The following is a 15,953-nucleotide window of genomic DNA, read 5'->3' as shown; positions in this document are numbered from 1 at the left end:
GAATACATGGTTCCCTCCAACTTTGTCGTGCTAGAGGCTTTTCCCCTCACGCCAAACAATAAGGTCGATCGCAAGGCACTACCTGCGCCAGTGAAGGTTGGGCAAGAACCAAAAGAAACATATGTAGCTCCTCAAGATGAGTTGGAACTTAAGCTAACGAAAATTTGGGAAAAAGTTTTAGGCATTCAACCTATTGGCATCAAAGACAACTTCTTTAACTTGGGAGGTCACTCGATTATAGGTATGCAGGTGCTAAAAGAAATTGAGAAAGCTTTTGGCAAACAGTTATCCCCATCAATCTTTGTAGATACACAAACAATTGAAAATTTAGCTAATTTACTACGTCAGCATGATAATAGTACGCCTCGGCATTCGCTGATTCCACTTCAACAAGGTAACTCCAAAAAGCTTCCTCTTTTCTGCATTCATGATATTTCGGGTAACGTCTTATTTTATAAAAATCTGATACGTTATTTAAAGCCGGATCAGCCTTGCTATGGATTACAAGCATTAGGAATTGATGGAAGACAGACTCCTCTTACTTCAGTTATAGAAATGGCGGCTCTCTATCTAAAAGAGATACAAGCTATTCAGCCCGAAGGTCCCTACTTCTTATGCGGTTACTCTTTTGGAGGTATGGTAGCTTTTGAAATTGCTCAACAATTGAATAGCAAAGGGCATAGAATTGCATTATTAGCTTTATTGGATAGTGTTAACACATATGCTCTTAAATTATTCTCAGATCCAGTAAAATTAAATAAATATTTTTCATTCATAAACCGATTTTGTTATTACATGAAGGAAGTTTTTAGCTTGAGTAGCAAAAACAAAAAAAATTATTTTATAGAAAAAATTAAATGGCATTTTAGAGTAGGCGAGCTGAGTATTTTTCACAAGTTTCATCTCCGTTTTTTGCAACGAAATCTTCCAGCTTTAAACCTTATAAATGTTGAATTGGCTAATAGTAAAGCAATAAAAGTCTATATTCCTAAAACTTTCCAAGGTCAATTACATTTATTTATCTCTAATCAAGTTTATCCAGGTTTAGATCGCGACTCTGAATTAGGTTGGAGTAACGTAGTTACTAATGGGATTTATCTTTATAAATTTTCTGTTTTCCATGCAGACATGATGCGAGAGCCAAACGTTCGATTGTTAGCCGAAAAATTTCAAGTTTGTTTAGAGAAGTCACAAAGAGATGCTACTTTATCGATAGATTAGGTTGTAGCGAGGATAGTTATAATGGATTGCATGTTTTTCACTTTACACCTTATGCTCCAGAACAAAAAGCAATGGTAGACATTTGGTTACAAGCTAAAAGCAGTTCACGTACACGTATTTCATGCTATGAAAGTCCTTTGCTGCATTCAAATATATATTTGAGCTTGTCACCCCTCAACAATATTGTACATTTAAGAAAGCATTTACTGGCAGCTGTTTAGCTACTAGTGATAATAAGCTATTACTTAGCAAGCGCCACGTTTAGTAAGAACAACATTTAGTGTTTTTAATAACAAATATAAATCATAAGTAACAGACCACTTAGATTGATAATCTAGATCCATCTGCACGATTGCTTCAAAATCTTTGACACTGGAACGTCCATTTACCTGCCACTCACCCGTTATTCCTGGTTTAACCCATAACCGTTGCCAATGGTGAGGTTTGTATTGTTCGACTTCATTCACTGTGGGTGGTCGAGTACCAACTAAGCTCATCTGCCCCAGCAACACGTTCCAAAATTGTGGTAGTTCGTCTAAACTAGTACGGCGCAAAAAACGACCGAAACGAGTAATACGTGGATCGTTTGAGTTTTTGAAAATCTGTCCTTGAGCTTCATTTTTGATTAGATGCTGCAATTGTTCAGCGTCAAGTATCATTGAGCGGAATTTCCAAATTCGGAAAGGGTGACCGTACAAGCCGTAACGAATCTGGCTATAAAAGATGGAACCAGGATTATCTATTTGCATGGCAACGACTATCGGAATTGCGACGACGGCGGTAATTCCTAGCCCAACTATAGCTCCTAAAATATCAGTTAGGCGCTTGATACGGCTAGTAGTAGAAGGATGCACCACTAATTTTTTAGCCATAGGAGCAATGTGGTTACTATTTAGGAACTGAGAAGCATTGGAGTAGGCAGTTGGGAAGCAAGATGAGGAGATCGCTTCAGTCGTTGACTCTTTTGTTTCATTATTCTTATATTGATCTCTAGAAATAATTTTCCAGTTCTTGAAAGTCAAGATGTTAAATCTAAAGGGAATAATTGTTGCTAAGTTTCTAGAATTACGATATTTACTACTGTTCATAAAGTCATTATCCTATACAATAGTTATGTTTTCTGAATTAGGTAGATTATATCCTAATTGCACTAAGAGAATGCTAGATTTACAACATTTACTGATAGATTTTGTTTGAAAATTGCAAGAAGTTCAGGATATCAGTTTTTTCTAATTCTAAGTATGCAGATAGGCTGTTTGCGATCGCGTATAGAAATAGGTATGACTTACTCCACAAGTTGTATCATTTGTATTCGTTTTTGTGTGAGTTGTTCAGACTCAGAAACAGTTCTTCAAAAATTTTATTGTTTTTTCAATTTTGATTGAAATGAAATAATTAAACCAAGCCTAAACTTGTTTTCTACTTAATCAGTCAATAGGACAATCGTAAAAACGCTATGATAAAATTTATCTATGTAAATAGGCTGAGCTGTAGACAATGTGCGAGCTGCTGATTTAATTACAAGAATCGCCAAAATATAATGTATCTATTAATAAAAATAAGCATTTACCACTCTAGTAGAGGTATCTTCAGATAAGATAGACTGCGTACCTATAAATACTTATAGAACTAGCTTAAGGCAACAGTAGTGATGGCAAACTCAGAGCAAGTAGAGGAGTATATAATGACAGATGCTATTGGAAGAAAGCGTAGAGGCAAGGTTAATCAGTTAACGAAAAAAGTTTTAATACCTCTTAATTATTTTATCTCGATTATCATAATTATTTGTTTTACGTCAACTTGTAAAAATTTAGTAGGAACAACTCAGTCAATTGATTTAACAGAAAGCTGGGATTTAGAAAAAGTATTAAAGAATCCTCATAAGGGGTGGTATCACCATTACTTCGATAATGGACTTTGGGAATATAGAACGAAGTCTGATTCAGACTTAGAAAATTTTCCAGGTATGAACCATCTTTATCTTCGATTAGCATGGAGTTATCTTGAACCTCAACCAGGAAAATTTAATTGGTCAGTTATAGATAATATTATTAATAAATGGACAATGAAAGGTTACTCAATCTCTTTTTGTATCACTGCAAAAGAGACAAATATGGTTTATGCTACCCCAGAATGGGTAAAAAAGGCAGGAGCAAAGGGAGCTTATTATGATGCTTGGGGAGTCAATGCCTGGGAACCAGACTATGGAGATCCCATATTTCTTGCTAAACTAGAAAATTTTCACAAAGCCTTTGCAACACGCTATGCTGGAAAACCTTGGTTGGAGTATATTACCATCGGTAGCTATGGAGATTGGGGAGAAGGACATACCTCATTTTCAAGTCGAAGATCTTTCCCTGTTGATGTTTTAAAGAAACATATTGATATTTACAAGAAGTACTATCTAAAAAGTACTCTTGTTATCGCGGACGGATGGGTGAATGATAGGAGAGACAACAACGGTTCTCAGTTACGGGATTACATTTTGCAAAATAAAATTACTTTTAGAGATGATAGCGTGAATGTATCGTACTACGTTGATACATTTCCTTCAACTTATTCAGTACAAAGCCCTGAACTATTCAATGAAGTCTTTCGTCATCGACCTACTATTTTAGAATTGCAACACTATTATCTACAAAAGAAGGATAACGATTGGATAGGAGTTGATGGCTCAATTAAGGGTGGAGAATTATTAAAGGGGGCTATAGATATCTCTCATGCCACTTTCGTTGGTTATCATGGTTATGCGGATGAATGGTTAAAAGAAAATCCTACTTTGGCAAGAAAACTTGCAAATAAGATGGGTTACTGGTACTTTCTTAAAAGTGTTGAGATTCCCAGCAGTCTGATGAGGGGAAGCAGCCACAGTTTTAAGTTAAAGTGGGAAAATCACGGTGTTGCTCCTGCTTACTATAGGTATAAATTAAAATTGGCATTGAAGGGAACCAACGGGACTTACACTCAATACCTGACAGAATCTAATAATAAATCTTGGTTGCCAGGAACTACTGTAGCAGAAACTTATTCTGTGAATGTTCCTCAAACATTAGCGGCGGGTGAGTACAAAGTAGCTATTGCACTTGTGGAGGAGAGAAATAAGACAAAAAGACTAATAGAATTGGCGCTTAAGGATGAGTTGAAAGGAAACAATGACTTCTATGAAATTGGTTATATTAATATAGAGTAGAAGTAAAAGTAGATACTAGAAAATGTTATTTCAACACTGCTAACTTCGTTGTCAGCATCCACTTCTTGAGCAGCCACCTAATCAAACTTTGGGCATAATCTCCTAACAAAATTTGTGGATGCAGACAAATTGCCTTCCATAATTTTTGTCCAGCCTGATTAACTCCACTGAGATCGGTACTATATTTTAAGTATTGTTACGTACAGTATTCATATACCCAAGCTAAGCTCTGTTTTTTAAGAAATTGATATTCGGGTGGAGCTGCTTGATATGCTCTTTCAACTACTCTCAGAGCTTCTTTTTCCATGAATTCAACTTTGGATTTCATTGCAGATGAAGACTGGCGGTAAAGAATTTGGTACTTAGGTACAAGAACAAAATGCCATTTAGCTGCTAATCGTAGATAAAAGTCCCAATCTTCACAAGATTTAAGGGTAGGTTCAAATTCTCCTACAGACTCAATAGCTTTTCTACAAACCAAAATATTAGAGCCATTGGCAACAAAATTATTGACCAGCAACTTATCATAAACATTACTTTCAAAGAATATAGGATTATATGGGAATATAGATTCTTCTTGCCCATCAATGAAATAAGAAGTCCAACTGTATACAATCCCTACTTCTGGATGCTGTCGCAAAGCAGCTAGTTGCAGTTCTAGTTTATCAGCTGTCCACATATCATCTGCATCCAGAAAGGCAATAAATTCTCCAGCAGCATGAGAAATACCACGATTTCGTGCTACTGGAAGCCCACCATTTTCGTAAGAAAAGATTTTCAGACGCTTATCTTTGACATTCTGGAGTAACTCTAGAATTCGGTCAGTAGAACTATCGTTAATTACAATCAACTCAAAACTTGAAAAGGTTTGTTGCTGAACTGATTTAAGAGTTGCTAAATTGTACGTTCAGCATTGTGGAAAGGAATGATGGCAGATATAGTTGGCATAAAATTTAAACTGAATATACTAAAATACAAAGATGTGTATCACCCTAACTTACATTCTTCTAATCTAGTGAAAGCTCGTTTCATAATAATGAAGACATGGATAATATATTTTTCTTGTATAACAACTTTGAATGCTTAAGTTGTTAAGTGCATAAAAGCTACTTAAAGAGACACTTTATACTATCAGATATCTTATATCTTATAAGAATTGCTTGCTCCCATCGCTGTGACCACTTACTAGAAAAGTATTTATATCTGTTGAATACTTCGTCGGAGAGAACTCTCACACTTGATGAATTAGATAAATCCAAAGCTAAAACAAATTCATTGCGTACTTGTTCGACTAATTTAATAGCTCGGTCTCGGCATTCTCTGGCTTGAGTTCTTGCTGCCTCTGATAGGCAGTATTTAAAGGCTTGCTGCAACATCTCGTCTGACAAGCTATCAATAGGAAAAGCTATAGGCCAGCCAATCTTTTCTGTCTGAAGCAGAATCTTAGCCCCTCCCGAAATTGGATCTATTGAGATACTAGGAACGCCATTTTTGAGGGCTAATACAGTACCGTGTAACCGTGTGGTTACGACCACATCCATACGGGCAATTATGGATTCGATTTCGGCTGCAGTGCGAAGATTCGTAGTGTTTGGATCTAAGCCTGTGTCGATAGACACTGCCACCATTTCTTGGGAGGCAATTAGTCGGTTAACTGCATCATTGGCGGCTTGATGCTTGCCCTTGTCCCCATATTCCGGCTGTGGATGAACCAAGATAATACCCACAACAGGTACTTTCGCTTGGCGCGAAATAAAGGTAATATCTGGGCGTGCAGCAACAGAGCTGTCCCTTTCTATCAGTACATCGAAGGGGTTCCAAATATTAAGTGGTTCGATCATTGATAGGTTAAGACCGATGAGGTGACAGTTATTGAAGTGATGCAAAAATCCAGTCGCGTATGTTTTAAGAGGAAAAGGACCGCAAACAAACACGACGTGCGAATATGTATTGGGATCTACAGAACGCCAATCAACACCACCGACGAAAGGAGCAGCAAGAGCAACATCATAGGTATAACCAGCATATTCGAGCCATTCGCAGGCAAGGTCTCTTGCCATCAAATCGCCAGCTGTAGTATTACATCTTTCAAAACTGAACCAACCTGCAACAAGAGCTTTCATGAAGAGATGCCTCCTTAAGATATTAATGTTTATTAATTTGAAAAGACTTGTGTGAGAATAAATGTTTGTTAAATATATATTGATGAGTCCATATTGTTAAAACAGGTAGCACAAATAAATGAGAAATTAGCACAGCTACAGCAACTCCAAAAATACCCCAATTGACTGCAATTAGTATGGATATAGCAAAAAAAATGGTGAAGAATATATTTAAATAAAGCGTGATATGGGTTTTATTTAAAGCATTTAATAGGAGGTTAGATGCCCATGCAAAAATACGTGGAATACCTGACAAGCATATCATTATCAAGATTGGAATTACTGAAAGCCACTTTTTACCAAATATGATTGGTACATACAATGGAGCTAAAGACGACTGCAAAACAATAAAAGGAATTACAAATAAAGAAACTTTTTTAAGACTGGTAAAATACCTCTTTTTGAACTGCTCATAGTCTGTTCGCGCAGTGCAAATATGAGGAAATAAAGCTGACATAAATGCATTGATAACATTCATACTGATTCCCGAGCCAGCATTGAAGGCAAAATAGTATACTCCCAATGCTTCAATTCCTATAAATCTACCTATTATTAAATAATCCAAGTTTCCCCTAAGTTTATTCAAAACTTCAACTAAGAGTAGATTTTTGCCAAAATAGGTAACCTCCTGCCACTTCTCTAAGCTAAACAATTTAGGTGGTCGCCAAGAGTGATTCTTCCAGTTGATTACAATCCAAACTGGAGTGGTCAAAACCATAGGCAAAACAATCGCCCATATTCCCATACCCCCAAGGGCTAGAGTTACAGTCATGAAATTGCCGAGTAGTGACTGCGTAGCATTCGCTATTGCAGTAATTTTTAGCCGATTTTCTCGTTGAAGCAAGGCACTGTGAACCATATAAAGCGGCATCATTAAGTAAATTAAAGCACTGGTACACAGGAGCCAAATGAGCTGGTTATTTCCGTAAAATTGAGCAATTGGAATGGCAGCAAGACACTGAATAATAAAGATAGAGCCACATAGAATCCAATTCAGCCAGTAGGATGTATTGCATATAGTTTTGACATCTTCCCGATCTGCCTGGACAATCTTAGTCCCAATTCCACCTCTAAGAGTGAAAACAGTCGCAAAGTCAAAAATAGTATAAACAACTGCCATTTGCCCGTAGTCTTGGGCGCTGAACATACGAGCTAGAGTAACCGTTGTTCCTAAGCGGAAGATACGATTCGCTAGCTCTGCTCCTCCCAGCCAGCCAACATTACGAATAAATTGCCCGGATGATATTTGCTTTAGCTTATTGATTAGCATTAAAATTGTTCTGTAAGCTTGGATTTAAGAGAACATCACGCAATTGCTTGCCAATTACTTCAGGTGAAAAGCAACTTTCGACACGGCGACGGGCACGCTGTCCCAGTTCTCGACGCCCAGCCCGATTGTCTAAAAATCGACCAAGTGCTAATGTGAGCGCTGATGCATCGCCACGCGGTACGACTATTCCACCAGAAGCCTCACCTCCTTCAAAAATGTCGGACACACCAGGAGCGTCAGCAGCTACGATCGGTAGACTGCAAGCCATAGCTTCAATCGGCGCTACAGGAAAGCCTTCTTGTCGAGATGGCAGAGTATAAACATCAGCAGCTGAAAGATATTGCTGAATGACAGCGCGATCGCTCACAAACTCATTTAGCCACATCACACCCTTTGTCTGCGTATCAGCAATAAGCTGGCGAAAGCGATCGGCATCGCTACCCGTTCCTACTAGTAGCAGTCGCAGATCTTTGCCAGCGCGCTCGCAGCAAATCTGCTTCCAAGCCTCCAATAAAATATCTAGTCCTTTGCGCTCTATCTCGACTCGTCCATGCCATACAACAACTTTAGCGTCAAGCGGGATACCCAGTGCTGCCCGTGCTTCACTACGATCGAGAGCTTGCCATGCTGCAACATCTAGTGGATTAAAAATACGAGCTATTTTGTGAGATGGTATTTTGTAGCGATCGCGGACTCGCTGAGTCTCTGTTTGCGGTGCAATAATTACACCCGTACACGAGCGCAATGACAAATGCCGCAAAGGAACTTCGAGAAAACTTTCAGTCTTATTACCACCCTGGAAAGTTGCAAAGACTGGCAGACACATCAATTTTCCTAAAAGCACGCAGGTATCAAAGCGTGCATACTCATACTCTTGACACAAGATAGCCTGACAATTCTCTCGTCGTAGTTCGCGAGCTAACAATCCCCATGGGGTTGATAAATAAGTTCCCACACTCTTAACCAAATCCTTAATGTTTGTCAGTAGAGAACGGCGGATATGGCTTTTATCTTGAATCTTCTGGAAGGATGAAGTTTCACTCCCTCCATAAACGTTGAGCGATCTACGTCGTACAGCACGATACACGTGATAAATCTTTAAAGGGGGTAGTACGCAAATCGTAGTACCAGTAGGCTCATGAATAAAGCGCGATGGGCGATCGACACGAGCAGAAATGCAAAACAGTACCGTTCTTACCCCGACTTGTTTTAGAGCATCAATATAGCCAAACATCCAGCTACCAAGAAACTTTTGACAGAATGTCTCGAATGAAATGTTGATGCTATCTAAAAAGTCATCGATCAAGTCGTAGCAGTGTAGTAATGCGATTGCTGGCTCTGATTGGTTGCTTGAGGGCAACAATTGTGGTTGATTAGTATCATTTTGCTTTGAAGATACCAAACTAGTTAAATTTTTCATAGTTCCAGTCTCGGATCGCTTATAGAAATGGTTTTTCTCATACGCTTGAATAAATAGCGGGCAGTGCTTGGAGGAAATACTTGTTTTAATAAAAACTTGATTAATAATTTTTGAATTGTTTGATCGAGTAAAGTTTTAGGCTGTAGGCGAATTACCGACCATAAATGTTGCCGAGCTTTTCTTACTTCACTGCTATCGGTGCCATGTTCCAAATACTGACCAGCACAATACTTGTGAAAACTAGTCAAGGTACAGCTTTTTAGATGTTGCAATTCTGGTGGAGCAGCTTGGTAAGCCTTTTCCATTGCAATTAGGGCTGCTTCCTCCATCACCTCAACTTTAGATGACATTGCTTTAGGAGTCCGACGATAGAGGATTTGGTACTTGGGTACAACCACAAAATGCCAACGAGTCGCTAAGCGCAGCCAATAGTCCCAGTCCTCGCAGGATTTAAGTGTACGATCAAATTCTCCCACTGAAGCGATCGCTTGTTTGCAAATCAACGTATTAGAGCCACTATGAATAAAATCGCTAACTAACAACTTTTGATAAACATTTCCTTCAAACGAATATTGGGGAGACGGGAGAAAAGATACAGCTTCTCTTTGTTCATTTACATCCATAAAACAAGTCCAGCTATAAGCAACGCCAGCCTTTGGATGTTGCTTTAGGGCTGCCAGTTGTAGTTCCAACTTATCCTTTGTCCATAAGTCGTCTGCATCAAGAAATGCAATAAACTCTCCAGTGGCATGAGAGATACCGCGATTCCGAGCCAGTGGAAGTCCACCATTTTCATAAGAAAAAATTTTCAAGCGATCGTCTTTGATACTCTTAACTAGTTCTAAAGTTCTATCTTTAGAGCCGTCATTAATGACAATTAATTCAAAATCTTGAAATGTCTGTTTTTGGACAGAGCCAACTGTTTCTAAAATGGTAAGTCCAGCATTATAAGCTGGGATGATCACAGAGATTCGTGGCATGTTTATATCTAAATTTAGTGAATTTCTGAGCCTATATAGCATCATCTTCCAAGAGCTACCATGCGCCGACGTAGAGCGTAAGCCACTGTTAGAAACCGACTATACCCATCTGGTCCTAACCATCGCATTACTGCGATCGCTAAACTCAAACGAATGTGTTCCTTAGAAAAGCGTATTTGAGGGTAGCAAGCAAGACCTTCTTGTAGAAAATGTGTTGCTTGCTTGTAATCCTTATTTAGACTTTGTAAACACTTCCAAGCTAGACATAAATTGGCAACACCGTAGCTTCGTTTTTTGAGATACAGTAATTCTGATGGGGCTGAATAAAACGCTTTTTCTATAACCACATGGAAGCTTTCTTCCATTGCTTTCCAGTTTCTAGATCCACTTGTTGAAATTTGTCGATAGTAAACTAAGGGTTCTTTCAACACTTTGAAGGGATAGCGAGAGGCAATACGAAGCCACATATCCCAATCTTCCGTAGTGGCAGAGGGTAAATTACTATCAAAAATGCCTGAAGTGTCGAAGCAAGAGCGGCGAACCAGAGGAACACTACCACACTCAACAATATTGTGCTGAGTGAGTTGATTCCAAACATTACCTTCCGTATTATTTTTGAAGATTCTGCCTGTGGGTTTACCTTGTTCATCAACTAAAGCTACCCATGTATATACCAAGCCAACTTCTGGATTTTCTTCAAGTACAGCTACTTGCTTTTCTAGCTTGCTTGGTTCCCACAAGTCATCAGCATCTAAAAATGCTATATACTCTCCTGTTGCCTGACTAATACCAGTATTTCTAGCTCCAGCCAAACCTTTATTTTGTTGACAGATAAGTTTGACTCTTGGATCTTCTATTTGGGAAACCCATTTTTCTGTTTCATCAAAACTACCATCATTAACAACGATCGCTTCAAAATCATCAAAAGTTTGACTCAGAAGACTTCCTAGTGTTGCGGGAAGATACTTCATAGCGTTGTATGCTGGAATAATAACAGAAACTTTTGGCATATCTGAAAGCTTCTTAAATTGATAGTACATGCGGTTTAAGTTATTCACCGATCAAAGTGGTTCTAATAGAGTATAAAAACTCTAATTTAGAATTCTTGAATTCCTACAAATCCCTACTCTACCTTTACAATCCTTAACTTGTCGATACGAGTCCTTCTATCCTTACTTTCTGCTGCGAAAAGTTATTAGATTTTTTCAAGTTAAGAAAATTTTGTAGTGATAAGGTTAGTGATACATATAAGAGCCAATATATGTCCTCTCTCATCAGGGAAGGCTCAGATAGATTAAACTGTAGCAAAAAGAGTAAGTAAGCTAGTGGCATTATGCCCTCTGATGAGTTGTTAAGACGTAAATACTCGATTGCGTGAAAACTAACTTTCACATAGCTAACTACGAATAAGAATAATCCTAATAGACCTATATCGAGACTTAGATCCAAAAAACCATTATGAGCATGTGGAAGCTTCAAAAAAATATTTATACTTGGACTCCAAACTTCTATATTTCCATCTATTACACTCAGCCAAAATACATGATATCCATAACCTAGCCACGGGCGTTCCCAAATCTTATTTAGCACAGAAGTCCAGATGTTTGTGCGACCAGTTAAGCTAATATCTCGCCCTAAAATACCTAAAATAGTTTCGGCATTATCTACCAACCAAGCTGTCATACTTCCACCTACCAATATCGCAACAATAAAAAATGGTATAGCCAAGCTGTAGTTCCACCGTAATGCTTTGTATAGAGGTAGAAGAGCCACAAAGGTGAGCAATAAAATTAGAGCAGTTTTTGATGTCGAAAGTATAATAAGAGCAACTGATAGGCTAAAACCAACCCAGACAATCCAACGTTTATAACTAATATCAACTAAGCGAAAGACTATTGCACTCATCACCATAATGATGCCAAAAATATTTTTATGTGCATATAGCCCTCGCCAGGCTCCTACATGACGCACGTCTTCCTCAAGTGCCATGCTGCCTGTAACACCGTAATGCGGCAATACCAAAGCAACTACTATGCTAAGTATTACTGCTACACCAAAAGTCCACGTTAATAATCGCATCTGTTCTTTCAAGCCATAACAAGCAGCAAAATAAATACCGAATAAAGTTACCCGCATAAAAGGTATGACACCAGTACCAGGCCCATGATCGTGAGATAGAGTTACCATAAATGGCATTACAGACCATATAGCTGAAGCCAGAGCCAATCCTACTAAAATCCATAGAGGCTTTTCTTGAATCACAAAAGAAAGTATTTTCTTCCACCGCACAACTATTAAGAAAATAGTCACTAACTGAATGCTATAGGCAGTAACCTGAACAATCAGATAGAAAGGATTTGTAGGTGCTATAAAGTAGGACACCGCTCCTGAGAAAAACAGAAGTGAGAAAACCACAAATATTTTTTCAACTAACCTTTGCCCAAACACTATTTCAACCTTCCAAACTATTCTAACTTTGAAATCTATGAAATCCTATCCTATAGGGATATATCTATCCCTTCGCTCATTTTTGGCTTAACTAAATATGTCTTTAATTTACATCGTAGTCTTTTGACAGGTTTGAGAATTTTGCTCTGAATATCTATTTGAATAGTAGAAGTAGCTGTTAGGTTCGTTCTTTTGAACTACACCATTAATTACTAGACCTAAAATATTCAAACCTGAACGATGCAAAGCTTCTTTCACAATATGAGCACTATCAGTATCAACTACTCCAGGTCGAGTTACTAATATAACGCCATCTGCCATTTCCCCTAAAATCAGGGCATCAGCAGCAAGCACAACAGGAGGAGTATCAATAATTACAAAATTATAATTATTAGAGAAGTCGCTAATTAAAGAAGCCATTCGGTCAGAGTCAAGAAGCGCTAATGGGTTAGGAGGTATAACGCCAGAACACAAGACATCTAGGTTTGACATGACTTCTTTTACAGCTACTCTAGGGTTATCCCGACTAACAATAGCATTGCTCAAACCAACTTCATTGATTAAATTCCAAGCAGTATGTTGAGATGGATGGCGCATATCTGCATCCACTAGTAAAACTTGCTTTCCTAGTTGAGCAATTGCCGCTGCTAAATTGGCAGCAACTGTAGACTTACCTTCGCTAGGAACAGTGCTAGTTATCACAATAACTTTTAATGCTTTGTCTGAACAGAGAAACTTCAAATTAGCTTGTATCATGCAGTAAAGTTCATAAATGAACGAGCGAGAATTATCTCTAACATGCACATTCAAAGCAGTCTGTTCTATCTCTTTATGCCGAGAGCTATGTTTCTCGAAACTTCCGTAATAGGGAATCACCCCTAACAATGTATAGTCAAATATTTTTCGTGCTTCTTCAATATTTTTGATGGACTTATCTGTCAGCTCTAAGACAAAAATAGTAGCAGTAGCAAGTAGAGTACCAACTAGTCCCCCTAACCCTAAAATTATAATTTTTATAGTAAAATCTGAGGCATGTCGAGGAATTGAGGCAGATTCTATAATGCGAGCATTCCCTATATTTTGGTTTTCTGCAACCCGCACCTCTTGCAATCTTTGAAGAAGAAGCTGATAAGTAGATTGAGCTGCATCCAGCTTTCTCTGTAGTTCTCGCTGATCTTTTTCTAATTTAGGGATATTAGATACCCGTCGCTGAGAACGGACTTTAGCATTCTCTAGTGAAGTTAAGCGGCTAGATAAACTCAAATTTTTCGCTTGTGTTTTAACAAGTTCTTCAAGTAGTTTTTGGTGCGTCTCCCCAAATTGGAAATTTCCTTTGGGTATTGGCTGCTGCATAACAACTGCTTTCACTCGGTCTTCTAACAAACTCTTTAACGCTGTTTCTTGCTTTTTGAGGTTATTTATACTAGGATGATCGTTACTCAAACGGGTTTGTTGAACCGCTAACTCACTTTGTACCTGCTGAATTTTTTTCAGAATATCCTGTACTCCAGCAGATTGGCTAAGAGTGCTTCTAGCTAAGGCATCTTGCACGCTCATACCTATTTGGCTTTGGATTTGGTTCTGAAGTATTTGATAATAGTTATTAACTTCGGCAAGTTCTGCCTGAGTTTGAGTAATCGCTTTTTCTAAGTCTTCAATAACTTTTACAGTTGAAGTTGCTTCCTGATTAAGATCTACAACTTGATTAAGTTCTTTAAATTTGCGTAAAGCCATCTCTGCTCGAACGACATCTGCCTCAGAAGTGGGTAACTGAGAGGAAATAAACTTACGAGCTGCAACTGCCTGTAAGCGATTGGCGCTAATATTATTTTTTATGTATATACTCATAAGTTGATTTACTACAGATGCTGACTCTTGTGGATCTTTGCTTGTATAAGAAATCTGCATTACGTCTGCACCAGCAATATTTTTCACTTGAAATTGCTTTTTTAAATTCGTCTCTAATCTGGCGTTATCTTGTTCGTCTTTTAAATTTAATGCACTGATAGTTTCTCGTATAAGAGGTTCGGAAAGAAGAATTTCTGCTTCAGTGCTTAAAGGATTACCTTCAAAAGTTAGAGGAACAAGAGGAGAAACATTTTCGTCTTTTGTTTTAATTCCTATTAGAAAAGGTGTTGTATCTACTCTGAACAAGAGCTTTCCATATGCTGTATAAGAAGGAGATTTCATCAAAACTCCTATGCCTGTAATGATGAAAACTACTCCAAAAATGCCTAGAGCAGGCTTCCAGTGACGTTTAATCGTTAACCAGCCTTTCTGAAAATCTATTTCTTCAGGTTCTCTAGAATCTATAGTTGTGGTGTGCTTTGGATACTTCATAAGTAGTAAATAGAAGAAAACAGAATTGACGGTTTTTTGTTCGCTACCATGTCCGATCTCAAGTCAATGCTTGAAATCCTAATTCCTTTTGATTGCAAATTCTTTTCGTTTGCTGACTATCGAATTTTTCGATGAGCTAGAGAGAGCTTCGTAAAGCTTGATGTTCTCAGCAGCAATCCGATCCCAGTTGTAGTTGAGCTTTACATACTCTTGTGCCTTATCAGCCATAACTCTCATCTTCTGGGGATGAGCGATTGCCCAGTCGAGTCGTTGAATACAAGAATTTAAGTTTCCAGCTTGAAAAAGTACACCGCGTGTCTCACCCACAAGCTGCTGATGAGGTGGAATGTTACTTGCTACTACTGGAACGCCTTCTCGCATTGCCTCCAACATTGCTAATGGCAATCCCTCTACATCTGAAGGAAGTACAAATAATCCTGCTCCTCGAACAATTTCTGCTAATTGAGTTCCCCAAAGTTCGCCTGCAAACACCACATTTGGATCGCTGGCGATCGCATTTAACAACTTTGAAACATACAACCTGGTATCGCTAACGCCACCTGCAAAAACAAGTTTCCATCCAGATGGTTTAAGAGCTTGGAAAGCTTCGATGAGCAAATCAGGTCGCTTTTCAGGTACGAGTCTGCCCAGAAACAATAGGTAGCGCCCTTGCTCTAGCCCCAGCGAATTGCCGTAGGAAAAATTAGCATCTGACTTGGGATAACTTGCAGGAGCATTAGGAATATAAACTGTCTCACGACCGTAAGTACGTAAAAAGTAGGAACGCAGTTCTTCTGAGACTACAATGATTCCATGTGCATAGCGAGCTGCGGTACTCTCTCCCCAGGGCAAACGCATCTAATAAAAGCATAATGAAATACTAAGAAGCGCTTTGGGCTAAAAATTCTGGAAATAGCAGAGC

Annotated in this window: 11 protein-coding genes and 1 pseudogene; 2 read left to right on the top strand and 10 right to left on the bottom strand. The window is 38.5% G+C overall.

Annotated features, from left to right (window positions below; all coding sequences use genetic code 11):
* On the top strand, positions 1–1,221 hold a 1,221-nt coding region (locus DSM107010_RS33125), incomplete at its 5' end, for a thioesterase domain-containing protein (RefSeq protein ID WP_241994441.1).
* 245 nt (positions 1,222–1,466) lie between these two features.
* Here DSM107010_RS33125 and DSM107010_RS33120 read toward each other — a convergent pair.
* On the bottom strand, positions 1,467–2,093 hold the full coding sequence (locus DSM107010_RS33120; protein WP_106167392.1) for a sugar transferase: 627 nt from the start codon (positions 2,091–2,093) through the stop codon (positions 1,467–1,469).
* An 812-nt stretch (positions 2,094–2,905) separates the two neighbouring features.
* Between DSM107010_RS33120 and DSM107010_RS33115 the strand changes: the two genes are divergently transcribed.
* Complete coding sequence (locus DSM107010_RS33115) at positions 2,906–4,411, top strand: DUF4832 domain-containing protein (RefSeq protein ID WP_158631931.1); 1,506 nt, start codon at positions 2,906–2,908, stop codon at positions 4,409–4,411.
* A 196-nt stretch (positions 4,412–4,607) separates the two neighbouring features.
* On the opposite strand, the gene DSM107010_RS33110 is transcribed toward DSM107010_RS33115, so the two are convergent.
* The 9 genes and pseudogenes from DSM107010_RS33110 to DSM107010_RS33070 form a co-directional block, all read right to left on the bottom strand.
* The gene (locus DSM107010_RS33110) at positions 4,608–5,261 is read right to left on the bottom strand and encodes a glycosyltransferase (RefSeq protein WP_199755929.1); all 654 of its coding nucleotides are present in this window, start codon (positions 5,259–5,261) and stop codon (positions 4,608–4,610) included.
* Between the two features lie 256 nt (positions 5,262–5,517).
* A complete protein-coding gene (locus DSM107010_RS33105; protein ID WP_106167386.1) occupies positions 5,518–6,534 on the bottom strand; it encodes a polysaccharide pyruvyl transferase family protein in 1,017 nt (338 codons plus the stop codon).
* A gap of 22 nt (positions 6,535–6,556) precedes the next feature.
* Complete coding sequence (locus DSM107010_RS33100) at positions 6,557–7,843, bottom strand: lipopolysaccharide biosynthesis protein (RefSeq protein ID WP_106167387.1); 1,287 nt, start codon at positions 7,841–7,843, stop codon at positions 6,557–6,559.
* Positions 7,830–9,263 (bottom strand): glycosyltransferase family 4 protein, encoded by a 1,434-nt coding sequence (locus DSM107010_RS33095; protein WP_106167388.1) that lies wholly within the window; start codon positions 9,261–9,263, stop codon positions 7,830–7,832. The genes DSM107010_RS33100 and DSM107010_RS33095 overlap by 14 nt, the downstream gene beginning before the upstream one ends.
* Positions 9,260–10,243, bottom strand: a complete 984-nt coding sequence (locus DSM107010_RS33090) for a glycosyltransferase family 2 protein (protein WP_106167389.1) — start codon at positions 10,241–10,243, stop codon at positions 9,260–9,262. The genes DSM107010_RS33095 and DSM107010_RS33090 overlap by 4 nt, the downstream gene beginning before the upstream one ends.
* A gap of 41 nt (positions 10,244–10,284) precedes the next feature.
* Entirely contained in the window at positions 10,285–11,253 is a 969-nt protein-coding gene (locus DSM107010_RS33085) for a glycosyltransferase family 2 protein (RefSeq protein ID WP_106167393.1), read from the bottom strand.
* A 133-nt stretch (positions 11,254–11,386) separates the two neighbouring features.
* On the bottom strand, positions 11,387–12,691 hold the full coding sequence (locus DSM107010_RS33080) for an O-antigen ligase family protein (RefSeq protein WP_106167390.1): 1,305 nt from the start codon (positions 12,689–12,691) through the stop codon (positions 11,387–11,389).
* 108 nt (positions 12,692–12,799) lie between these two features.
* Positions 12,800–15,031 (bottom strand): GumC family protein, encoded by a 2,232-nt coding sequence (locus DSM107010_RS33075; protein ID WP_199755928.1) that lies wholly within the window; start codon positions 15,029–15,031, stop codon positions 12,800–12,802.
* 78 nt (positions 15,032–15,109) lie between these two features.
* Positions 15,110–15,874 (bottom strand): annotated as a pseudogene (locus DSM107010_RS33070) (glycosyltransferase family 4 protein); the annotation flags it as partial.
* Positions 15,875–15,953: the final 79 nt, after the last annotated feature.

This window comes from Chroococcidiopsis cubana SAG 39.79, from assembly GCF_003991895.1.
Lineage (GTDB): Bacteria > Cyanobacteriota > Cyanobacteriia > Cyanobacteriales > Chroococcidiopsidaceae > Chroococcidiopsis > Chroococcidiopsis thermalis.
This window is presented reverse-complemented; position numbering and strand designations above follow the sequence as displayed.